Annotated in this window: 23 protein-coding genes; 6 read left to right on the top strand and 17 right to left on the bottom strand. The window is 55.2% G+C overall.

Features of this window, described 5'->3' with window-relative positions:
* Window positions 1-428 precede the first annotated feature (428 nt).
* From nrdF to HFD87_RS13080, 5 genes are all read right to left on the bottom strand, one after another.
* Entirely contained in the window at window positions 429-1,388 is a 960-nt protein-coding gene (gene nrdF / locus HFD87_RS13100) for a class 1b ribonucleoside-diphosphate reductase subunit beta (protein ID WP_010257777.1), read from the bottom strand.
* Between the two features lie 8 nt (window positions 1,389-1,396).
* Complete coding sequence (gene nrdE, locus HFD87_RS13095; protein ID WP_167423533.1) at window positions 1,397-3,535, bottom strand: class 1b ribonucleoside-diphosphate reductase subunit alpha; 2,139 nt, start codon at window positions 3,533-3,535, stop codon at window positions 1,397-1,399.
* Window positions 3,505-3,918 (bottom strand): class Ib ribonucleoside-diphosphate reductase assembly flavoprotein NrdI, encoded by a 414-nt coding sequence (gene nrdI / locus HFD87_RS13090; protein WP_010257771.1) that lies wholly within the window; start codon window positions 3,916-3,918, stop codon window positions 3,505-3,507. The genes nrdE and nrdI overlap by 31 nt, the downstream gene beginning before the upstream one ends.
* Window positions 3,919-3,922: 4 nt before the next feature.
* On the bottom strand, window positions 3,923-4,165 hold the full coding sequence (nrdH, locus tag HFD87_RS13085) for a glutaredoxin-like protein NrdH (RefSeq protein ID WP_010257769.1): 243 nt from the start codon (window positions 4,163-4,165) through the stop codon (window positions 3,923-3,925).
* A 303-nt stretch (window positions 4,166-4,468) separates the two neighbouring features.
* The gene (locus tag HFD87_RS13080; RefSeq protein WP_010257764.1) at window positions 4,469-4,786 is read right to left on the bottom strand and encodes a DUF883 family protein; all 318 of its coding nucleotides are present in this window, start codon (window positions 4,784-4,786) and stop codon (window positions 4,469-4,471) included.
* A 153-nt stretch (window positions 4,787-4,939) separates the two neighbouring features.
* On the opposite strand from HFD87_RS13080, the gene HFD87_RS13075 reads away from it, so the two are divergent.
* The 4 genes from HFD87_RS13075 (at window position 4,940) to HFD87_RS13060 (ending at window position 8,250) form a co-directional block, all read left to right on the top strand.
* On the top strand, window positions 4,940-5,275 hold the full coding sequence (locus HFD87_RS13075) for a DUF2002 family protein (RefSeq protein ID WP_003850360.1): 336 nt from the start codon (window positions 4,940-4,942) through the stop codon (window positions 5,273-5,275).
* 135 nt (window positions 5,276-5,410) lie between these two features.
* Window positions 5,411-6,820, top strand: coding sequence for an S-methylmethionine permease (gene mmuP / locus HFD87_RS13070; RefSeq protein ID WP_033758676.1), 1,410 nt, complete (start codon window positions 5,411-5,413; stop codon window positions 6,818-6,820).
* Window positions 6,810-7,745: a homocysteine S-methyltransferase gene (gene mmuM / locus HFD87_RS13065; RefSeq protein WP_010257759.1), complete on the top strand. Its 936-nt coding sequence runs from the start codon at window positions 6,810-6,812 to the stop codon at window positions 7,743-7,745. The genes mmuP and mmuM overlap by 11 nt, the downstream gene beginning before the upstream one ends.
* An 85-nt stretch (window positions 7,746-7,830) precedes the next feature.
* Complete coding sequence (locus HFD87_RS13060; RefSeq protein ID WP_167423532.1) at window positions 7,831-8,250, top strand: hypothetical protein; 420 nt, start codon at window positions 7,831-7,833, stop codon at window positions 8,248-8,250.
* On the opposite strand, the gene speG is transcribed toward HFD87_RS13060, so the two are convergent.
* The 6 genes from speG to HFD87_RS13030 all read right to left on the bottom strand — a co-directional run bounded on the left by speG (window position 8,251) and on the right by HFD87_RS13030 (window position 14,023).
* Complete coding sequence (gene speG / locus HFD87_RS13055; RefSeq protein WP_003850356.1) at window positions 8,251-8,796, bottom strand: spermidine N1-acetyltransferase; 546 nt, start codon at window positions 8,794-8,796, stop codon at window positions 8,251-8,253.
* A gap of 262 nt (window positions 8,797-9,058) precedes the next feature.
* Entirely contained in the window at window positions 9,059-9,736 is a 678-nt protein-coding gene (locus HFD87_RS13050) for an ABC transporter ATP-binding protein (protein ID WP_010257754.1), read from the bottom strand.
* Complete coding sequence (locus HFD87_RS13045) at window positions 9,729-10,559, bottom strand: ABC transporter ATP-binding protein (protein WP_031594057.1); 831 nt, start codon at window positions 10,557-10,559, stop codon at window positions 9,729-9,731. Before HFD87_RS13045 ends, HFD87_RS13050 begins: the two co-directional genes overlap by 8 nt.
* Window positions 10,549-11,406, bottom strand: a complete 858-nt coding sequence (locus HFD87_RS13040) for an ABC transporter permease (protein WP_010257750.1) — start codon at window positions 11,404-11,406, stop codon at window positions 10,549-10,551. The genes HFD87_RS13045 and HFD87_RS13040 overlap by 11 nt, the downstream gene beginning before the upstream one ends.
* Entirely contained in the window at window positions 11,403-12,455 is a 1,053-nt protein-coding gene (locus HFD87_RS13035; protein WP_010257745.1) for an ABC transporter permease, read from the bottom strand. The genes HFD87_RS13040 and HFD87_RS13035 overlap by 4 nt, the downstream gene beginning before the upstream one ends.
* Complete coding sequence (locus HFD87_RS13030; protein ID WP_167423531.1) at window positions 12,455-14,023, bottom strand: ABC transporter substrate-binding protein; 1,569 nt, start codon at window positions 14,021-14,023, stop codon at window positions 12,455-12,457. Before HFD87_RS13030 ends, HFD87_RS13035 begins: the two co-directional genes overlap by 1 nt.
* A 658-nt stretch (window positions 14,024-14,681) precedes the next feature.
* On the opposite strand from HFD87_RS13030, the gene mgtA reads away from it, so the two are divergent.
* Together mgtA and mgtU are read left to right on the top strand one after the other, a co-directional pair.
* Window positions 14,682-17,384 (top strand): magnesium-translocating P-type ATPase, encoded by a 2,703-nt coding sequence (mgtA, locus tag HFD87_RS13025; RefSeq protein ID WP_039391420.1) that lies wholly within the window; start codon window positions 14,682-14,684, stop codon window positions 17,382-17,384.
* Window positions 17,385-17,394: 10 nt separating this feature from the next.
* Complete coding sequence (gene mgtU / locus HFD87_RS23170) at window positions 17,395-17,481, top strand: magnesium transporter protection protein MgtU (RefSeq protein ID WP_354439566.1); 87 nt, start codon at window positions 17,395-17,397, stop codon at window positions 17,479-17,481.
* A gap of 66 nt (window positions 17,482-17,547) precedes the next feature.
* Here the strand turns inward: mgtU and HFD87_RS13020 are convergent, their stop codons facing one another.
* The 6 genes from HFD87_RS13020 to HFD87_RS12995 all read right to left on the bottom strand — a co-directional run bounded on the left by HFD87_RS13020 (window position 17,548) and on the right by HFD87_RS12995 (window position 21,726).
* Window positions 17,548-18,402, bottom strand: coding sequence for a PA4780 family RIO1-like protein kinase (locus HFD87_RS13020; protein WP_010257738.1), 855 nt, complete (start codon window positions 18,400-18,402; stop codon window positions 17,548-17,550).
* 326 nt (window positions 18,403-18,728) lie between these two features.
* Entirely contained in the window at window positions 18,729-19,217 is a 489-nt protein-coding gene (locus tag HFD87_RS13015) for a cold-shock protein (RefSeq protein ID WP_010257735.1), read from the bottom strand.
* 336 nt (window positions 19,218-19,553) lie between these two features.
* Window positions 19,554-19,799 carry a YmjA family protein gene (locus HFD87_RS13010; RefSeq protein ID WP_010672163.1) on the bottom strand — a complete coding sequence of 82 codons (246 nt, stop codon included), beginning with the start codon at window positions 19,797-19,799 and terminating at the stop codon, window positions 19,554-19,556.
* 249 nt (window positions 19,800-20,048) lie between these two features.
* Window positions 20,049-20,510 carry a hypothetical protein gene (locus HFD87_RS13005; protein WP_167423530.1) on the bottom strand — a complete coding sequence of 154 codons (462 nt, stop codon included), beginning with the start codon at window positions 20,508-20,510 and terminating at the stop codon, window positions 20,049-20,051.
* A 90-nt stretch (window positions 20,511-20,600) separates the two neighbouring features.
* Window positions 20,601-20,897, bottom strand: a complete 297-nt coding sequence (locus HFD87_RS13000) for a contact-dependent growth inhibition system immunity protein (RefSeq protein WP_167423529.1) — start codon at window positions 20,895-20,897, stop codon at window positions 20,601-20,603.
* Between the two features lie 7 nt (window positions 20,898-20,904).
* Entirely contained in the window at window positions 20,905-21,726 is an 822-nt protein-coding gene (locus HFD87_RS12995; protein WP_167423528.1) for an RNase A-like domain-containing protein, read from the bottom strand.
* Window positions 21,727-22,704 lie beyond the last annotated feature (978 nt).

Raw genomic sequence — 22,704 nt, 5'->3', positions numbered from 1 at the left:
GTAGCACACTGACGTTATCTGACAACCCTGAAGTGGGATATTGGCCGGCCGCGGGACATTCAGATGCCGATTATCTTCAGTGCTCACAAGGGATAAGCGTGGATTAATTTTTTGTGAAATCATTGGCGGGTTTTTGGCATTTCAGCCGATTTGCCGCGTGAAAGGGAGAAAAACAAGTGTCACCGACGTGAAATATTACGGAAATAATGGATTCCGATGCAGGGAAATAATCACGCCTGAAACGATCATGTTCAGTGGAATAATTGGTCGAAAAAAAAGGAAATGCGGGGTGAGTGAGAATCAACAAACGGTGAAATAGTCAGGCTGTTTTGCAGTAATATTTTTTTCTTATGATTAGACGAAATGGCGCGGCTGACACGGCACTGCCAGAGAAAACCGGATGCTGACAAAACAGCACCCGGTAACCCTCAGAAATTCCAGTCCTCGTCTTCGGTTTCGACCGCTTTTCCCATCACATAGGAGGAGCCTGAACCGGAGAAGAAGTCGTGGTTTTCGTCGGCGTTGGGCGACAGAGCCGACAGAATGGCCGGATTCACCGCTGTCAGCTCAGCCGGGAACAGCGCCTCATAGCCCAGATTCATCAACGCTTTGTTGGCGTTGTAGTGCAGGAAGGTTTTCACCTCCTCTACCCAGCCAACATCGGCATAGAGCGCCTCGGTATAAGCCACTTCGTTCTCATACAGCGCCAGCAGCAGATCATAGGCGAACTGCTGCAGCTCTTCGCGGCGCAGATCGTCAGCGGCAGCCAGCGCCTGCTGATATTTGTAACCGATGTAGTAACCGTGCACCGCCTCATCGCGAATAATCAGGCGAATCAGGTCAGCGGTGTTGGTCAGCTTGCCACGGCTCGACCAGTACATCGGCAGCCAGAAGCCGGAATAGAACAAAAACGACTCCAGGAAAACGCTGGCGATCTTCTTCTTCAGCGGATCATCGGCCTGGTAGTGTTCCAGGATGATGCGCGCCTTGTTCTGCAGCGGCGCATTCTCTTCGCTCCACTGATAAGCGGCATCCACATCCTGGGTGTTACACAGGGTTGAAAAGATCGAACTGTAGGAGCGGGCATGCACCGCTTCCATAAAGCTGATATTCGACAGCACCGCCTCTTCGTGCGGGGTAATGGCATCTTCCATCAGCCCCGGCGCGCCGATCACGTTCTGGATAGTGTCGAGCAGCGTCAGGCCGGTGAATACCCGGATGGTCAGCTGCTGCTGTTGTTTATCCAGCGTCTGCCAGCCGGGCAGATCGTTGGAGAGCGGCACTTTCTCCGGCAGCCAGAAGTTGCTGGTGAGACGATTCCACACTTCAAGATCTTTGTCATCCTGAATGCGGTTCCAGTTAATTGCCTGAATCTGTTTTAATTTCATCGTTTTCATCACAGGGAGCATGAGACGCAGCCCTGAACCTCCGTGCCCTGAAGCGCCATCTGGCGCAGTCGAATGTAATAGAGCGTCTTGATGCCTTTTTTCCACGCGTAAATCTGCGCTTTGTTGATGTCACGGGTCGAGACGTCATCGCGGAAGAACAGCGTCAGCGACAGGCCCTGATCGACATGCTGAGTCGCTTCTGCGTAGGTATCAATAATCGCTTCCGGCCCAATCTGATACGCATCCTGATAGAGATGGAGATTCTCATTGGTCATAAACGGCGCGGGATAGTAGACGCGGCCGGTTTTGCCCTCTTTGCGGATCTCGATAGGGGAGACAATCGGATGGATGCTGGAGGTGGCATGGTTGATGTAGGAGATTGAACCGGTTGGCGGGATCGCCTGCAGGTTCTGATTAAATAGTCCGTGCTGCATCACCGCGTCACGCAGCGCCTGCCAGTCCGCCTGTGTCGGCAGGGTCAGTCCGGCATCGGCAAACAGCGTCGCTACCCGTTCCGTGCGCGGCAACCATTCGCGCTGCAGATACTTATCGAAGTAGACACCGCTGGCGTACTGCGATTCCGCAAAGCCATCGAAGGTCTGCTGACGCTCCTGTGCCAGCTGATTAGAGGTGCGCAGCGCATAATAGGTGATGCAGTAGAAGTAGAGATTAGTGAAATCCAGCGCTTCCGGTGAACCGTAGGCGATGCCTTCCCGCGCCAGATAGCCGTGCAGGTTCATCTGACCCAGGCCAATGGCGTGCGAACGGCGATTGCCTTCGGCGACCGAGGGCACCGAGCCAATTTCGCTCATCATCGACACCGAGGTCAGAGCGCGGATCGTCACATCCACGGTACGCGCCAGATCGCGTGAATCCATCGCGTGCGCAATGTTCAGTGAGCCGAGATTACAGGAGATATCTTTGCCGATCCGGCGATAGCTGAGATCGTCATTGTACTCGCTGGCGCTGTTCACCTGCAGGATCTCAGAGCAGAGGTTGCTCATGTTAATGCGACCGGCAATCGGATTACTGCGGTTCACGCTGTCCTCATACATGATGTAGGGATAGCCCGACTCAAACTGAATCTCAGCCAGCGTCTGGAAGAAGTCGCGTGGCTGAATATAGGTTTTACGGATGCGGTCGTCGGCCAGCATCTCGTCATATTTCTCGCTGATGCTGATATCGCCAAAGGCCTGACCGTAGATCCGTTCAACGTCGTAAGGCGAGAACAGCGCCATCGGTTTGTTCTCTTTTGCCAGCTGGAAGGTGATATCGGGGATTACTACGCCCAGCGACAGGGTTTTGATGCGGATCTTCTCATCGGCGTTTTCGCGCTTGGTATCAAGGAAGCGGAAAATATCGGGATGGTGCGCATTGAGCCACACCGCGCCAGCGCCCTGACGCGCGCCGAGCTGATTCGCATAAGAGAAGGCATCCTCCAGCATTTTCATCACCGGGATAACGCCCGACGACTGATTTTCAATACGTTTGATTGGCGCACCGGACTCACGCAGGTTCGACAGCAAAAAGGCGACGCCGCCGCCGCGCTTTGAGAGCTGCAGTGCCGAATTCACGGCGCGACCAATTGACTCCATATTGTCTTCGATGCGCAGCAGGAAGCAGGAGACCAGCTCACCGCGTTGCTGTTTTCCGCAGTTCAGGAAGGTTGGTGTAGCGGGCTGGAAACGGCCGCTGAGGATCTCCTCCAGCAGGGCCCGCGCAAGCTTTTCATCGCCCTGAGCCAGCGTCAGCGCCACCATGCAGGCGCGCTGCTCAAAGGTTTCCAGATAACGTTTGCCGTCGAAGGTCTTCAGGGTGTAGCTGGTGTAGTACTTCCAGGCACCGAGAAAGGTTTTGAACTCAAATCCCCAGTTTTCCGCCACCTCATGCAGCGCAAGCAGGAACGCAAAATCGTACTGGTTCAGCACTTCCGCTTCGTAATAGCTCTCTGCCACCAGATAGCGTAAACGCTCAGCGCAGCTATTGAAGGGGACGGTATTGGGTTGCACATGCTGCAGATAAAACTGACGTGTCGCTTCGCGATCCTTGTCGAACTGGATGCGGCCCTCGGCGTCGTAGAGATTGAGCATGGCATTAAGGGCGTGATAATCGAGCGTCACGCCGTTGAGGGTGTCTGTTGTTGCCAAAATTGGGTTACTCCCGCTTTAACTTTCGCGATATCGTCAGGCGTTCCCATCAGCTCGAAGCGGTAGAGGCAGGGAACCTGACATTTATTTGCAATGATGCTGCCCGCCAGGCAGTAACCGGCACCGAAGTTACGGTTGCCCGCTGCGATCACGCCACGAATACCGCGTCGGTTCGCCTCATCATTAAGAAACTGAATCACCTGACCGGGCACCGCACCGCGACTGCTGCCACCGCCATAGCTGGGCACGACCAGAATATAGGGCTGGTCGATATGCAGTTGTTGCCGGGCATCAAGCGGGATGCGCCGGGCAGGCAGGCCGAGGCGCGTCACAAACCGGTGGGTGTTTTCCGACTGGCTGGAAAAATAGACCAGCGGGAACATGTGTTTATCCTCCGACAGCAGAAAGCGTGCGCAGCGTGGCGATTTTGTCCGGGCGGAAACCGCTCCAGTGATCGTTATCTGCCATCACGACCGGTACCTGGCGGTAACCCAGTGATTTCAGGTTGTCGATCGCCTCGGGCTGGCTGTCGAGATTGATAAGCTGATAGGCGAGACCCTGACGGTCCATCGCATTTTTGGTTGCCGTGCACTGGACACAGTTATCTTTAGTGTAAATAATAATGCGCATGATTCGTATTTCCCTCTATATGCGGTTCTGATGCCCGAAAACAAAGCAGACGCGGCAAGTTGCGGGCCTCATTCTGCCGGACATCTGGTGTCGTGCTGATGAGATAAATACTAGATGTAGTGGTTTTGTGGGTCAAGCCCACCAGATATAGGGTTTTATGATTTGCATTTGCGCAACAGCGGCAAAGCCAGCAGGGATGCGCCCTGCAGCCTGGAAAAATCTTTTGTAAATGTCATCGGCCAGAAAAAGGGCATAAAAAAGCCCCGCACAGGGCAGGGCTCAGGAGATTTTTTAGAGTTGAGCTTAGCGGCGTGAAGCCAGCAGCACACCCACTACGATACCGAAAGCGGCACCGATACCAACACCGTGCCATGGCTTGTCATGGACATAAGTGTCAACCTGTGCACTGGCATCACGGGCAACCTGTGAGACACGGTTGCTGCCGCCGTTCAGTCTGGAGCGGGTCTGTTTCAGCAGCTTTTCTGCCTGACTGCGTGCAGAATCCACTTCGTCTTTGGCGTCACTGCCGTAAGATTTCAGCAGCGCTTCCAGTGAATCGGCCAGTTCGTTAACATCCTGATTAATATCAATGTCATCGTTTTTTACAGTGCGATTAAACATTTTTTAGCTCCCTTTGATTTAAAAACGTAATACTAGTGTAGACGACCTTGAGATAAACGAGACGCGGGAGTGTTCTTTAGGGAAAATTCCGAATGCCCACTCTGTCATGCTGTTGTAAGGTTGCGAAGCTTTTGAAAGAGGAGAGGATCGAGCATGTATTTACGACCAGATGAGGTAGCGCGCGTACTGGAAAAAGCGGGTTTCGAAGTCGATGAAATTACCCCACGGGCCTATGGTTATCGCCGTGGAGAGAACTATGTTTATGTGAATCGCGAAGCGCGCATGGGGCGCATGGCACTCGTCATTCACCCGACACTGAAAGAGAAGAGCCAGCCGTTCGCTGAACCTGCTTCAGAAATGAAGACCTGCGATCACTACACCCAATTCCCTCTCTACCTGGCGGGTGATTCACAGGAACACTACGGCATCCCGCACGGATTTAGTTCCCGCATGGCGCTGGAACGTTATATTCAAAGCGTTTTCGGCTAACGCATCAGGCCCCGCCGCGACGGGGCACTGAACCGCCTTTACCTCCTCCCTGTTTCCCTGCCGTTGCAATTACCGGCTGTGACGCGTATAAAACTGTTCCTTATAGATGTTTAGACGTCCATACGGATAAAAGTGATGAGCGAACAGCCAACTCCCTCGCAGGAACAATTTAAACGCACCATGAAAGTGCGCCATCTGGTGATGTTATCGCTGGGCGGCGTAATCGGCACCGGCCTGTTTTTTAACACCGGCTACATCATTTCAACCACCGGGGCGGCGGGGACGCTGCTCGCCTATCTGATTGGCGCGCTGGTGGTCTGGCTGGTGATGGTCTGTCTGGGCGAACTCTCCGTGGCGATGCCGGAAACCGGCGCGTTCCACGTCTATGCCGCACGCTATCTCAGCCCGGCAACCGGCTACACCGTGGCCTGGCTCTACTGGCTCACCTGGACCGTCGCCCTTGGCTCCAGCCTGACGGCGGCGGGCTTCTGTATGCAGTACTGGTTCCCGCAGATCCCGGTATGGATCTGGTGCCTGGTCTTCTGCTGCGCCATCTATCTGCTGAACGTTATCTCAACCCGCTTCTTCGCCGAAGGGGAGTTCTGGTTCTCGCTGATTAAGGTGGTAACGATCGTCGCCTTTATCGTGCTCGGGGGTGCGGCGATGTTTGGGTTTATCCCGATGAAGGATGGCACGCCCGCACCGGGCCTGAGCAACCTGACGGCGCACGGCTGGCTGCCTAACGGTGTACTGCCGATTCTGATGACCATGGTGGCAGTCAACTTCGCTTTTTCCGGCACCGAGCTGATCGGTATTGCGGCCGGTGAAACCCAGCAGCCGGAGAAAGTGCTGCCGCTGGCGATCCGTACTACCGTGGCCCGGCTGATTATCTTCTTCATCGGCACGGTATTTGTGCTGGCGGCGCTGATTCCTATGGATCAGGCGGGTATCGTGAAAAGCCCGTTCGTGCTGGTCTTCGAAAAGATCGGCATCCCGTGGGCGGCTGACATTATTAACTTTGTGATCCTGACCGCTATCCTGTCTGCGGCCAACTCCGGACTCTATGCCTCCGGGCGGATGCTCTGGTCGCTGGCCAATGAAAATACGCTGCCGCGCGCCTTTGCCCGGGTGAATAAACGCGGCGTGCCGATGCTGGCGATCACCGTCAGCATGGTGGGTGGTTTGCTGGCGCTGGTCTCCAGCGTGGTCGCGCCAGACACGGTGTTTGTGGCGCTGTCGGCCATCTCCGGCTTTGCGGTGGTAGCGGTCTGGCTCAGCATCTGCGCTTCGCATTTTGTTTTCCGTCGTCGTCATCTTCAGCAGGGCAAATCGCTGGCCGATCTGGCCTACCGTGCGCCGCTCTATCCGTTGACGCCGGTGCTGGGTTTCCTGCTCTGCCTGCTGGCCTGTGTCGGTCTGGCGTTTGATCCGACTCAGCGTATCGCGCTGTGGTGTGGCATCCCGTTTGTGCTGTTCTGCTATGCCGCTTACCATCTGACCCACAAATCATCCCCGAAGCCTGAGGAGGCCAATGATGTCGTATAACCCTGTCGCGCAGGCTTTAACGGAGTCGCCACTGCTGATTCTGGATGGTGCCCTGGCCACCGAGCTGGAAGCCCGCGGCTGTCATCTGGCCGATGCGTTATGGTCAGCTAAGGTGCTGATGGAAAATCCTGAACTGATCTACCAGGTGCACTACGACTATTTTGTCGCTGGCGCGCGCTGTGCCATTACCGCCAGCTACCAGGCGACGCCGCAGGGCTTTGCCACACGTGGCCTTGATGAGGCGGAGTCACTGGCGTTGATCGCGCAGAGCGTCGAGCTGGCGCGACGCGCCCGTCACGATTATCTGGCGGTCCGGCCCGACGCAAAAACGCTGCTGGTAGCGGGATCGGTCGGTCCCTATGGCGCCTTCCTGGCGGATGGTTCGGAATATCGCGGCGACTATGCGTTGCCGGAAGCGGAGATGATGGCGTTTCATCGCCCACGCGTACAGGCGCTGCTGGCGGCGGGTGCCGATCTGCTGGCCTGCGAAACCCTGCCTTCGTTTGCCGAAGCGCAGGCGCTGGTGAAGCTGCTGGCTGAATTTCCTGAAGGCCGCGCCTGGTTCTCGTTTACCCTGCGTGACGCCGGACACATCAGCGACGGCACGCCGCTGTCAGACGTCGTGAGCTGGCTGAATCAGCAGCCGCAGGTGGTAGCGGTGGGAATCAACTGTGTGGCACTTGAGAGCGTGACGCCTGCGCTGCAGCAGTTGCAGAAGCTGACCGACAAGCCGCTGGTGGTCTATCCCAACTCCGGCGAGCAGTATGATGCCAGCAGCAAAACCTGGCACTCAGCGCCATCAGGCTGCACGTTGCATGACAAGCTGGCAGAGTGGCAGCAGGCGGGCGCGAAGCTGATTGGCGGCTGCTGTCGCACCTCACCCAACGACATCGCGGCTATCGCCCGCGCTTGTCAACCGCAATAAGCTGGCTGAATCGGGCGATGATAGCCCGATTGAGGCGGAGAGGGCGGTCTACACTCTGATCACTGATCACTCTGTGGACCCCTTCATGAAACAGCGAATTCTGGCCCTGGCCGCCGCGCTGCTGCTTAGCGGCTGTGCCACCATTGTCGGCAATGAAACCCAACTGGTGCGCATCGACTCCTTGCCGCAGGGCGCGCGCTTTACCGTGCAGGATGAGCGTGGCTATGCGGTTGCGCAGGGTTTCACGCCGCAGACCGTTGAACTGGAAAAATCTACCGGCCGCTACTTCGGCAAAAAGCACTACCTGCTGATGGTGGAAAGCCCGGGCTACGTGCCGGTCACGGTGCCTATCGAGGCACGCGCTAACCTGTGGTATCTGCTGGGCAATATCCCGCTGGGTGGATTCCCCGGCTGGCTGCTGGTCGATCCCTTCTATGGCGGCATGTACGACCTTAAGCCTGAACACCCGCGTCCCTTTATGAACCCGGTTGGCGCGCGCGGCTGATTACTGCGCGGTCGGCTTCACCATTCCGCCTGGCGTTTTATGGCGTTCCAGATACTGATGCTGGAAAATGCACATGCGGATGGTGTTGCGGTACTCCCCGTTGATGAAAAACTCATGTTTAAGCACGCCTTCGATCTCGAATCCGAGCTTGGTGTAGATGTGGATCGCTTTTTCGTTCTCCTGATCGACAATCAGGTAGAGCTTGTAGAGATTCAGCACCGAGAAGCCGTAATCCATCGCCAGCTTCGCCGCCTGGGTTGCCAGTCCTTTGCCCTGATGGGCCGGATCGATAATGATCTGAAACTCGGCGCGCCGGTGCACATGGTTGATTTCCACCAGTTCCACTAATCCCGCTTTCTGCCCGCTGTGCTCCACCACAAAGCGACGTTCGGTCTGATCGTGAATGTGCTTGTTGTAGAGATCGGACAGCTCCACAAATGCTTCATACGGCTCCTCAAACCAGTAACGCATCACGCTGGCGTTGTTATCCAGCTGATGGACAAAGTGCAGGTCTTCCCGTTCCAGCGGACGTAGTTTTACCGTCATTGCTTTTTCCTCTCATGAAATAATGGTCGCGAGTATACCGCATCAGCCAGCCGCTGCGTTTTGCGCTGTCGCATTCGCGTGCCTGCTTCAGCCTGTAAAGGTTTACAGCGTCGCGTGGCAATCTAATGACTCAGAGGAAGAGAACAGCGCGCCGTTCTGGCAATAGAGAGGATGAGACTGAAGGTGGAAGAAGGGGATGTTACAGAAAGGCGCGGCGGATGCAGCAGCGCCGGACGGCAGGTGAACACCGTCCGGCCTGATTTCAGGCAGAGATCTGTTCGATGATGCGACCCTGCGACATGTGCACGGCGCGATCGCACATGTGATCGATCACGTCGGGATCGTGGCTCACCAGCACCATGGTCAGGCCATCCTGCTGTTTCAGATCGTTGAGCAGATTGAGGATCTCCGCCTGCACTGACATATCCAGCGCCGACGTCGGCTCATCCAGCAGCAGGATCTTCGGCTGCAGCAGCAGGGCGCGCACGATGGCGACGCGCTGACGCTGGCCGCCGGAGAGCTGATGCGGATAGCGATCCGCCAGGGCGGGATCGAGCCCGACGTGACGGAAGCCCTGATCGATACGATCGTTGATATTGTCGCGTTTCAGCAGCTTCAGCGGCTCCGCCAGCGTGCGACGCAGCCGGTGACGCGGATGCAGCGAGGCATAGGGATCCTGAAACACCATCTGCACTTCCTGACGCAGCGCGCCGGTGAAGGCTTTACCCGGCTGAACTTCGTGACCGGCAAGCTGCATCTGACCCTGCCAGTGTGGGTTCAGACCTGCCAGCACCCACAGCAGCGACGACTTGCCGCAGCCTGACGGACCCACCAGACCAAAACACTCGCCAGCGTTAACCTCCAGGTTAACCTCATGCACCACGGTGCGCAGCTCGTAACCCTGTTTGTGGGCGACGCTTAGATCCTGCAGCTTAATCATCATTCGCCTCCAGCGCAGCGCGGTCCAGCACCGGTAAAGTCTGTCCGTGGGTCGCTTTGCCCGGACGGCAGGCCCACAGCGTGCGGGTGTAGGGATGGGTAGCGTGCGGCAGATCGGCGGCGGGCAGCGTATCCAGCAACCGGCCTTTATACATCACCATCACCCGCTCGCAATGTTCTGAAACCTGCTGCAAATCATGGCTGATCAGCAGCAGGCCCATGTTGCGCGCCTCCACCAGACCGCGGATCAGCGCCAGCACCTGATCGCGCATGGCATGATCCAGCGCGGAGGTCGGTTCATCGGCGATCAGGAAGTCCGGATCGGTAATCAGGGCGATCGCCAGCATCACGCGCTGGCCCATGCCGCCAGAGAGCTGATGCGGATACTGCTGCATCAGACGACGCGGATCGGGCAGGCCGACCGCATCCAGCATTTCACACACTTTCTCTTTGCGCTCGGCACGGCTCAGACGGCGATGCAGGATCAGCGGCTCTTCCACCTGCCAGCCAATGGTGCGCGTCGGGTTAAGGGCATACTTCGGGTCCTGCATCACCATCGCCACGCGGTTACCGCGCAGCTGGTTCCAGTGACGCTCGCTTAGCGTCAGCGCATTTTCACCGGCCACCTGAAGCTGGCTGGCCTGAAGATGCAGCGCGGGCGAGAGTAAGCCCATCAGGCTGCGGGCGGTCAGTGACTTGCCGGAACCGGACTCACCGACCAGCGCCACGCGCTCGCGACCCACGGAAAAACTGATGTTGTCGACCAGCAGCGCATCGTCGCTGCGAATGGTCAGCCCCTCGGCATGGAGCAGATTATTTTGCATGACGGGTATCCAGTCGGTCGCGCAGGCCATCGCCTGTCAGGTTAAAGGCCAGGCTGGCAAACAGAATCGCCGCGCCCGGTGCAGCAGCAACCCACCACTGATCAAAAATGACTTTACTGCCTTCGGCCACCATCGAACCCCATTCCGCCGTCGGCGGCTGAACGCCCATACCGAGGAAACCGAGTCCGGCCGCGGCCAGGATAATCCCGCCCAGGCTCAGTGCGGCGCGGACTACCGCCGTCGGCATGCAGAGCGGCAGGATATGACCGAACATCAGGCGAAAGCCCGTAATCCCCTGCATCCGCGCGGCGGCAAGGTAGTCGCTACGGCGCAGTGCCAGGGTTTCAGCGCGTGCCTGACGGGCAAACGGCGGCCAGCTGGTCAGTGCCAGTGCCAGTGCGCCGTTCATCAGGCCTGGGCCGAGAATCGCCACCAGCGCCAGCGCGATCACCAGGTTGGGCAGCGACAGGAAGATATCGGTAATGCGCATCAGCAGGCGTTCGGTCCAGCCGCCCACGTAACCGGCGGTGATGCCGATCAGCAGCCCGGCCGGAATGGTCAGCACCAGAATCAGCGACACCAGCAGTAGGGTCGGACGCGCGCCGTAAATCACGCGCGACAGCAGATCGCGGCCAAAGCCGTCGGTGCCGAACCAGTGCTGTGCCGACGGGGCCAGCAGACGGCTCGACATGGTCTGCACGTTCGGATCGAACGGTGCAATCAGCGGCGCCAGCAGTGCCATCAGGATAAGAATCGCCACCAGCGTCAGCCCAACGGTTAACGAGGTAACGCGTTGACGGCGACGGCGTGGTCGCAGCGTTTCGAGTTCAGAGAGTTGTTGCGTCATCGGGTTCTCGGATCGGTTAACCAGGTTAAAACATCCGCCAGGGTGTTAATCAGGATAAAGCAGCTGCCGATTAACAGGGTTGAGCCCAGAATCGCCGGCACATCGCCGGAGAACAGCGCATTGGTCATATAGCGACCCACACCTGGCCAGGCGAAGACGGTTTCAGTCAGCACCGAGCCTTCCAGCAGCGTAGCGTAGGAGAGGGCGATCACCGTGACCAGCGTGCCCAGCACGTTGGGGAAGATATGGCGCAGCAGGATGCGCACCCGACCCGCGCCTTTAGCACGCGCCAGCACCACATACTCTTTGCTGCTCTCTTCCAGCAGCGCAGCACGCAGCAGGCGGGTAATGCCCGCCATCGCCAGCAGGCCGAGGATCACCACCGGCAGCCAGAGGTGCGCAATTGCATTGCGGAACATCTCCGGTTCACCCGACAGCCAGCTGTCGATCAGCACAAAGCCGGTTTTCGGCTCCAGGGTGTAGACCCAGATATCATCCAGCCGTCCCGGTCCGGCGGACCAGTGCAGCACCGCATAAAAGAGCAGCAGGCCCAGCAGGCCGAGCCAGAACACCGGCACCGAGTAGCCCAGCAGCGAGACAAAGCGGGCGAGATTATCGATCCAGCTCCCCGGTTTCCAGGCGGCCAGCAGCGCCAGCGTCACACCGAACACCACCGCGAAGATCATCGCGCAGGTCGCCAGCTCGATGGTGGCGGGGAAGGTGGTCATCAGGTCGCCGCTCACCGACTGATTGGTGAGGCGGGAGACACCCAGATCGCCCTGCGCCAGATGTTCGACGTAGCGCCAGAACTGCATCAGCACCGGCTGGTCGAGACCCAGGTCATGACGCACCTGCTCATAGGTCGCTTCACTGGCGTGATCGCCGGCGATCTGCTGCACCGGATCGATCGGCGAGAGATGCGACAGCATAAAGGTGAAGGCGAGCAGGCCAAGCAGCGTGACCAGCAGCGACAGTACGCTACCGATCAGGCGCCCGCCACGCTGCCAAAAAAGCCGGGCGAACCCGGCTGAAGGAACAGACTGTGCCATTACTTAGTGACCTGCGAGTAATACACCATGTCAGGGTTAATGCCCTGCACATAGCCTTTCAGGTTTTCGCGCAGGGCGATCAGGTTCTTCGCCTGCATCCCAATCACATACGGTGAGTTCTTCATCACTTCACGCTGCATCGCTTCATACAGCGCCACGCGTTTCTTCGGATCGCTCTCGGCGGTCGCCGCAATCACCTGCTTGTTCAGCTCAGGAATGTGCCAGTCTGAACGGAAGGCGATGGTTTTGCTGCCATCTTCCGGGTTGTAAGCAAACGAGGCGGCATTGGTGTTGGGATCGAAATAGTCGGAGCCCCAGGCGTTCAGCGTCGCTTCATATTTATGCGCTTTCACGTTGGTCGATACTTCGGAGCTCAGACCCGGCACCACTTCCACTTTCACGCCCGCTTTGGCGAAGCTGCCCTGCAGCGCCTGTGCGATATCCAGATAAGGCGGCTGGTTGCTGGTGGAGAGCTTGAAGGTGACGTTGTTCAGGCCCGCTTTCTTCAGAATCGCTTTGGCTTTTTCCGGATCGTAGCTGTATGGCGTGTCGTTGATCGCGCCCAGGAAGCCCTTAGGCAGGAAGCTCTGATGCACGTCGAACTGGCCTTTCAGCAGCTCACTGGCGATGCCTTTGTAATCCCAAAGGTAGCGTGCCGCTTCCCAGAAGGCCGGGTTCTTCATCGTCTCGTTCGCGCCGATGTTGAACTGGATGTAGTAGAGCGACGCCATTGGAATCGCTTCCGTCTTCACGCCCGGTTTGCCGTTCAGCGCAGCAATCTGATCGGCACCCAGGTTACGGGCGATATCGGCATCACCCTGTTCCAGCAGCAGACGACGCGCAGCCGGTTCAGGCACGTTCTTGATCAGGATGTTCTTCATTTTTGGCGCGCCCGCTGGTGAGGTCGGGTTAGCGCTGAGCAGCACCACCTGATGCATCACCACTTTGCGGATCTGATACGGACCGCTGCCCGCCGAGTGGGTGGCCAGCCAGGCGTTACCGAAATCGCCGTTCTTCTGGTTCGCCATCGCGGTTTTTTCATCAATGATCGATGAAACCGGGGCAGAGAGCAGGCTCAGGACGTAGGTCGGGCTGACGTTGGCGGTCCAGCTGATCTGCACATGATTGTCGTCGACTTTTTTCAGGAAGCCATCGACGTTATCTTTGGTCCAGCCGAGCTGCGTCAGGATGAAAGAGGGATCGAGGTTCAGCTTCACCACGCGGCCCAGCGAGAAGATCACATCTTCCGGACGCAGCGGGTTGCCGGTAGAGAATTTCGCATCTTTGCGCAGTTCAAAGGTCAGGCTGCGGTTGTCGCTGCCGGGCTGCCACGAAGTGGCCAGTGTAGGTTTCAGGTCCACCGGATTCTGCGGGTCAGACTGTACCAGGCGCTGATAGATGTTCGTAAAAGCCTGAACACTGGTCAGTTCAAACCCTTTGGCCGGATCGAAGCTGTCTGCGTCGTCAGTTGATTGTGCAATCACCAGCGTATCTTTTGGTGTTGCGGCCTGGGCTGTGAAGGCGGCAGCCAGCGTCAGCGCCAGCAGTGATGGAATTATAGTTTTCATGAAATTTCCTTGCCTCTAAAAAGTTACGCGAGTTTACGAAAGGGCCGATGCGAAGAATAGTCGAATATGGGCTAATCATATGCCAAAAGGTTATAAGGATTACCTGGAGGTTATAAGAAGATCGCCACGCCGTTACCGAAGCGGCAACCTGAGCAGAAACAAATCCTCAACGAAACCGTTATTCAATACGTTATTGCTTTACCGAAGCCGGCCTCTCTTTATAATGGCGGCAGATAACTTCAGGAGAATTCAGTTGGACAGTCACCCGAGATTAACCTTTATTCTGGCAAGCTGAATTTCCTCTGCTGCTTGCCAACCGGCGAGCAGCGATCCCCGCTTTAATTAACGATCGCGCTCCTTGTTTTTAATCCTGCTATCATCAGGAGTGCGCGTTATGCTGCTGTTTATATTCGCTCTTTTTCCTCCGCCCCGTCTGGCGTAGCCCAGGCTGCGCCCAATCGCTGATATCAGACTTTTAAAACGCCGCGTATAACCGGCGTCAGGTAACCCTGCGTGCGTCATTATTTAGCGCGCAGGCGGAATAACCTGACTGTTTCTGAAAGTCACCCCATTAAATAACCCGGCCACGCCAGGTTTTATCCATGCACGTTATTTCCCGTGCAGGACAACTATTGCTTTAAATCAGGGAGATGTCGAAATGAGCGACATGAAACTGGAACAGGTTGCGATCACTTCATCCGGCAACCGTAATGATAAAAAAAGTAAAAAAATGTTTGCTGTGGCGCAGCAGGCGGACCAGCACATTGATATGACGCTGGCGAACCTGCGCAGCCAGCGTCAGGGCCTGACCCAGGCTGAGGCGGCGAAACGACTGGCTTTGTATGGCCGTAATGAAGTGGCGCATGAGAAAGCGCCACCGGCGCTGATTCAGCTGCTGATGGCGTTTAATAACCCGTTTATCTACGTATTACTGGTCCTGGCGCTGGTGAGCCTGTTTACCGACTATATTCTGCCGCTGCGCGCCGGTCAGGAGACCGATCTCTCCGGCGTGATCATCATCTTCACCATGGTGATGCTGAGCGGGCTGCTGCGCTTCTGGCAGGAGTTTCGCACCAACCGTGCGGCGCAGGCACTGAAGTCACTGGTGCGCAGCCAGGTCACCGTGTTGCGCCGTGAGCCAGGCAGCGAAACCGCGCAGCGTCAGGATGTGGATATGAGTGAACTGGTGCCGGGCGATATCATTCTGCTCAGCACCGGCGATCAGGTGCCTGCCGATGTCCGTCTGCTGAGTTCACGTAATCTGTTTATCAGTGAAGCGGTGCTGACCGGCGAGTCGCTGCCGGTTGAGAAACAGAGCAGCGATGCGGGTATCGATGCCGAAGGTCAGACCGCCCAGGAGCGGCTGGCATCACCGAATATCTGCCTGATGGGCACCAGCGTGGCCAGCGGCACAGCCAGCGCAGTCGTGGTAGCGACGGGCGGCGAAACCTGGTTCGGCTCCCTGGCCTCATCGCTGACCGGAAGCCGTCCGCAGACCGCGTTTGATCGCGGGGTGAACAGCGTCAGCAAGCTGCTGATCCGCTTTATGCTGGTGATGGTTCCGGTGGTGCTGCTGATTAACGGCTTCACCAAAGGCGACTGGATGGATGCCACGCTGTTTGCACTGGCCGTTGCGGTCGGACTGACCCCGGAAATGCTGCCGATGATTGTCAGCGCCAACCTGGCTAAGGGCGCGATTGCGATGTCACGCCGCAAAGTGATCGTTAAAAAGCTCAACGCCATTCAGAACCTCGGCGCGATGGATGTGCTCTGCACTGATAAAACCGGCACGCTGACCCAGGACACCATCCTGCTGGCGCATCATCTGGATGCGCGGGGCAACGAAGATGCACAGGTGCTGCTGCTGGCATGGCTCAATAGCGGCAGCCAGAGTGGCGCGAAAAACCTGATGGATCGCGCCTTACTCTGCGCGGGCGACAAGGTCATTTCACAGTCTCAGCGCAGCCAGTTCCAGCTGATCGATGAGCTGCCGTTTGATTTTACCCGCCGTCGGGTGTCAGTGCTGGTGGAAGATCTGACTCAGCATCGTTCACAACTGATCTGCAAAGGCGCAGTGGAAGAGATGCTGGCAGTGAGCATTGCCGTGCGGCAGGGCGACACGGTGGTCGCACTGGATGCGGCACAGCGTGCGGCGCTGCTGGCGCAGACTGAACACTATCATCAGCAGGGCTATCGCGTGCTGCTGGTGGCAACCCGTGATGGCGAGCTACACGCGCCGCTCAGCGACAGTGATGAGCGCGATCTGATTATCCAGGGAATGCTGACCTTCCGCGATCCGCCTAAAGCCAGCGCGGGCAAAGCGATTAAAGCCCTGCGTGACAGCGGTGTGACGGTGAAAGTGCTGACCGGTGACAATCCGCTGGTGACGCTGCGGGTCTGTGCCGATGTCGGGCTGACCGATCCGGCGATGCTGACGGGCGATCAGATTGAGGCGATGAACGATGATGAGCTGGCGCAGGAAGCCGAGCGCTGCACCCTGTTTGCTCAGCTGACGCCGCTGCAGAAATCCCGTCTGGTGCGGCTGATGCAGCAGAACGGTCACACCGTCGGGTTCCTGGGCGATGGCATTAACGACGCGCCTGCGCTGAGGGCAGCTGACACCGGGATTTCCGTGGACAGCGCGGCGGATGTGGCGAAAGCCTCATCGGACATCATCCTGCTGGAGAAGGATTTACAGGTGCTGAATGAGGGTGTACTCAAAGGACGCGAGACCTTTGGCAACATCATCAAGTATCTCAACATGACCGCCAGCTCCAACTTCGGCAACGTTTTCTCGCTGCTGGTGGCCAGTGCCTTTATTCCGTTTCTGCCGATGCTGTCGATTCATCTGCTGATTCAGAACCTGATGTATGACGTTTCCCAGCTGGCGCTGCCGTGGGACAAGGTTGACCGTGAGTTTCTGAATAAGCCGCGTAAATGGGATGCCGGCAACATCAAACGCTTCATGCTGTGGATGGGCCCGACCTCGTCAATTTTTGACGTCACCACCTTTGCGCTGATGTGGTTTGTTTTCGGCGCTAACCATGCAGGCGTGCAGTCGCTGTTCCAGTCCGGCTGGTTTATTGAGGGACTACTGTCACAGACGCTGGTAGTGCATATGCTGCGTACCCGGAAGATTCCGTTTATCCAGAGTCGCGCCACCTTACCGGTGATGCTGACTACGCTGGCGGTGATGGCGCTGGGCATCCTGATCCCGTTCTCACCGCTGGGTGCGATGGTCGGTCTGGTGCCACTGCCATGGCAATATTTCCCGTGGCTGGTGCTGACGCTGTTCAGCTACTGCCTGGTGGCGCAGGGCATGAAGCGTTTCTACATCCGTCGCTTTGGTCAGTGGTTCTAGGGAGGAGAAGATGAAAAAAAGCAGGCTCGATACGGTCTTTGTCGGCGTGATGATCATCGGCTTAACTCTGATTGCGCTGACGGTCATCGTGCGGTGATGGCGTTGTGATAGTGCGGTAAGTGAGAGGCAGCGAGGCGACTCGCTGCCTTTTTTATTGATGCAGTTACTCTTCGTCGCGCTCACGGCTGGCGCGCTGGCGCTCGTAATATTCATCTTCTGCGGTGATGATCTCATCCATCAGAGAATCCATATCGACTACGCGCTCCTCTTCCACAAACTTCCCGGTAAGCGGTGTTTCCGGGGTGAGTTTACCATCTTCATAGAGCAGCCAGATCTCTTTGGCGTAGCGCGTCTTCAACAGCTGCGGAGCGAACTGACCGTAGTAGGAGGTGATGTTGTCCACGTCACGTTCGAACATCGACTCGGCATGGTTATTGGCCGCCGCATCGACCGCCTGTGGCAGGTCGATAATCACCGGCCCCTGGTCATCCAGCAGCACGTTGAACTCGGATAAGTCACCGTGAACGATACCGGCACAGAGCATACGAACGATGTTGCGGATCATGGTGTGGAAATCCGTCACCGCCTGCTCTTCAGACAGAGAGACATCGCTGAGACGTGGCGCGACCGAGCCATTGGCATCGGTCACCAGCTCCATCAGTAACACACCGTCGATGCAGAGATAAGGCTGTGGCACGCGAACACCGGCGTTCGCCAGGCGGAACAGGGCATCTACCTCAGCGGTCTGCCAGGACTCTTCCTGCTGCTTACGGCCGAACTTTGTGCCTTTCTGCATGGCGCGGGCGTTACGGCTGTTACGGGTTTTACGACCTTCCTGATACTGCACGGCCTGCTTGAAGCTACGCTGGGTCGCTTCTTTATAGACTTTGGCGCACTGCACCTTGCCGCCGCATAGCACGGTATAGACGTCTGCTTCTTTGCCGCTTTTCAGCCGCTGCAGGACATCGTCAATCAGGCCGTCATCGACCAGGGGCTGGATTCTGTTTGGGATTTTCATGCGGCTTTATACCTTATTTCACCCGCTTTTCGTATCACTTTGCGATGATGGAAAACATTGGCAATGACTGAACAAAGTTTCTAATTCTACCCTGGAAAGTCGCTTTGTGGGGATGAACCTTGATGAGCTGCGCTTTTGACCTTTGTTTTATCATAAACAATGGATTAGAGGGGAGAGCAGGACGGTTTTATCCGCCAGAGCAACGCTTTGTCTTGTATCAGCCCTGCGGGCGGGGATTTCGTGTCAGAGAAATGTGCCTGAATAGCAGGCTGGCAGGAGGCTGAAGGCCGAAATCCTGCCAACAGAATTTCGGCCCGCCTGCGGGATTACTTCAGGCCTTTAAGCACTTTAACCGTGCTTTCAATGTCGATCTCATCTTCAGAGAAGATCAGTGTCGTACCCTGGAAAGTGGTGACCGCCAGCTTTTTCAGCGAGCGCATCTCATTGGCGTTCGGGTCAGTTTTCGGCCGGATATTATTCAGCAGCAGTCCCACTGACAACACCGCGTTCTCTTTATCGACACCGGCATCGACCGGGACTTCTTCGTTGTAGACCAGATAAGACTTAATCGAGGTGATCTTGAGCCGCTCGCCTGCGATATAGATGTATTTGCTTGTCGGCGCGACCTTCACCGCATAGGCGGATAAGCCCTTGTTGTTGGTGGTGGGTTCAAACGTCACCGCCGCATCTTTCTTGATCAGATCAGGATTGGCGACCTTAATCACATGAAAATAGCGGTTATCACCGTTTTCATCTTTGATAAAGCCAAAACCTTTATCTTCAAACCAGGTTGTGATCGTTCCGTTCATCGCCATTTTTGCCTGCTTAATCTACTCAGTTTTTTACAGCGCGCAGTGTAAAACACAATGCCTGCGCAGACTATATAAGTCTGGATGATAATTTTCAGGTGCGCCAGAGGGTGAGCGGCGGAAGGGGGCTTTGTGGCGGATGAAGGCGAGTGTGATGGAGTGTGTGTAGCGGCAGATAAAAACGAAGATGGGTCGGTAGGGCAGGGAACGGACATCAGCCACGTGGGACACGTGGCTGTCAGCACTGGGCGTTGTTACGGGGATACCGGCGGGCGAATGCGGTACTGAGTCAGGCAGATTAACCGGCGAACTGCGCAAAGCTCGTCTGCCGGTGAGCGTCTGTTACTCGTTGCCCCAGCGGTTCAGGAACTCGGCAATTTCATCAATACGCTGCTCATCGATACCCGCTTCACGCGCCATATCCTGCTGCGACTCTTCACTGATCTCTTCGTTGTTCATCAGACGGGTGATCAGCAGCTGGAAGTAGTGCGCCAGCGGCGTACGTTCTGCTTCGCTCACCGGCTTAGCGGACTCTGTCGCATACTCATCTGCGACATCATAGTATTTGAGAGAGATTTCGTTATTCATAGGGTGTCCGCAGAGTTGAGTTTGGGTTTAAGCGTTGGCAGGGCGTTGTGGCCCGGCGTAGAGGGGTATTATTTCGTGTTTGGGTTGGGGCTGTAAAGGGGGAGTGGGGAGGGCGGAAGGAAGTGTGAGAAGGGCTGGTCTTTCAGATTGGGAAAGTGCCTGAGCGTTATCTGTTGCCAGCGAAACGCCTGATACAGAGATTATGGGTATCGCCGGGCCTACACCTATCCCATCCATTAAGGCGTTCAGTCAGATAGTGGGGCAGGGCTTTGCATCAATAGAGAGGTATGTTTTTAGACCCGAGGCGCGCTTGACTCCATGCGGATCCGAAACAAAAGGAAGACGGAGCTTTGGGCTGTCATTCACTTTTATCACCCATACAGAATGGCCGATGAAATTGAAGCGGATATGTTCGTCATGCACAGACAGCTGTTCAAAAGAACCGGATGAGTATTCATTGCCAATCTGCAGGCTTTCAAGCTTTCCCTTACTTAAACTGATGAGCGTGACGGTAAGGGATTCATCGAAAATGACATCATCAGTCGTGAACAGAATATATCTGTCACTATCCACCTTAACAGCCGCTTCCAGCACCTGTCCGTCAATGGTGAAACCTGTCGGTTTATCCCCAACAATAACTTCAGAGGTTGCCTGTTTGAAATCAGAGGCTTTGCTTTTCTCAATGAGCTTAACCGAGGCTATTTGTTCCATTCCTGTCACCATAAACGTCCCATTTAAAAGGCAGCAAGTGCACCACCAACAAACCTATCAATCAGTTCACGAATGGGCGCGCACGCAACATCATCTTTCATCGTATCTTTTGATGCTTTCAAGGAAATAGAGCAAAAAACTGCTGGCGTAATCAGGTGAAATATCTTGCCATCGCTGAGAAAACTCTTCCTTTATCTCTTCTTCTGACAGCTTAAGAAAGTCAGTAAGTTCTTTACGTAAATTACATCTTTCTTCTGGAGAAGCTTCGTCAACGACTACATCAATGGCACCATCCATCGTATCAGCGCCAGTGATAACGTCGAAGTCCTGATTAAGTGTTCCCACAATGCATAAATCTAAGTTTGGGGCAAGAGGTGCACGGCTCATGATCAACTCACTTATCTGGAAAAGAAGTAATTATATAATAAGGTTTGTTATTGTAAGTCTGATACTTCAGCGCAACTCTGATTTTAGTTGCTTTATAGGCAGTGTTGTTCCCTTTCTGAACAACATAACCAACGGTTTTACCCACATCGTAACTTATCGTCATGTTATGTCGTGGTTTACTTGCAGCCCATAGTTTTATCCACTCCCGATTATTATGAAGTGCCTTTGATATGGCTGCTTCGGCAATCTCCAGCGACGAGAACGAACCAGATAGATCCAATACCCCATTGGATTGGATAATTCTTTCATGAAGTTCCTGGGGTGATTTTCCAATATGCTTTAAAAGCGTATGCCCGCCCGGTTTTGATCCAGAGACAGATTCATGCTCAATTAATTTGATTCGGCCAACACGAACGGCAGCAATTCTCGCCGCGCCAAGTCCAAGAGAAAAAGCTATCGGCACGCCCACATCTACGGTCAGGCCTACTTTCCACGCTGTATCTTCATCGGCGCCAAACTGTTTCGCCATCTCAATGGCGGCGCGATATGTTGCACTATGAACATTCTTGCCGCTCAGAACCTGATTTGCTGCGGTATTAATACTGTCCATGCTGTGCGCGCCAACAATGATGCAGGCCGCCTTAGTTAAGCCTGTAGGCTCGGGTGCCATACAAAGCGCAGTTGCTCCGGCCAGCTCAAGCGTTCCCATTACCAGCCCCAGCCCGCCCATAAGACGGTTAGACATTGTCTCAGATTCGGTAACTGACTTGTCAGAAAGGGCAGCAGCCAGCTGGACAGGAGACAATACAATTTTTAACCCATCATCCATGATTCAACTCCATCTGTGTGAACGACATCCTTTTTAAAACAGGCAGGTACGTGCCTTGCTCAGATCTACCTTAAATAAACACTGTTTCTCTAAATCTTCGTTATCTGAATTATTCATTTTTTGTTTTTAAAATAATATACTCAGGTCACTAACTATGGGGACTGACTCGCACAGCCAAGCTCAAGCTAGTTTCGTTAGTTTATGAAGTTAGTCAGACGATGAAGCGGGCATTGCGTCAGTCGGAAGGTATGTTTTAAGGAAGATCGCAGACATAGGAAAATCCGCGCTGGCGGAGTCTGAATAAATCACGCAAGCTCATGTATAATTGAGTTTTTATCTAATTCAACTTTGATCCGTTTACCTAAACTTGTACGAAATATGGGATCACATACCCCGGAACGGTTGCGCTAGGATAACCAACGGCCAGTCTAAAATCCAAAATAAAATGATTTTAGGGAAAAAAAGTTCACACTGTTCATTTTTGATTATTATTTTAATAAATTCATGGCGTTAGGTAGTGGTCAGCCCTGTGCCAAAAGAAAAAGTTAATGATGAAATTTAAGTGTTAACCTAGACTTGTATGCGAATGGAATTGATCTGGGGGGAAGTTAAATTCGATCACTTCATCAAATACCACGAGAATCTTCGATCAAGAGAACATTATAATTATGTCAGCATCGATCTTTCGGGGAGGATTACCTTAGCGGCAAACTAACCGGAAAAGCGATATTGGAAAAACTCTGATGCGGTGGGCTTTTTTTGACCACTATAAGGCTCCTTCCCGTACAACTCACTTTAGGGCCTAGAAGCATTGCCCAATGTATTAGGTATTAGGAGAGCCGCCATTTGAAACGACAAAACCTTCGACACTTACCTTGGATGATTCGATGAAGGAACGGAAGTATAGTTTTTTGGGTGCTAAAAGCAGTGAATTTCAATTCTGTATTTGAAGTCAATAAGAACACATAAAATAAGTTG

Origin of the sequence: Pantoea sp. EKM21T (genome assembly GCF_011800405.1) — a bacterium.
Lineage (GTDB): Bacteria > Pseudomonadota > Gammaproteobacteria > Enterobacterales > Enterobacteriaceae > Pantoea > Pantoea agglomerans.
The sequence above is the reverse complement of the archived record's forward strand: the minus strand, read 5'-3'. Positions and strand labels throughout refer to the sequence as shown.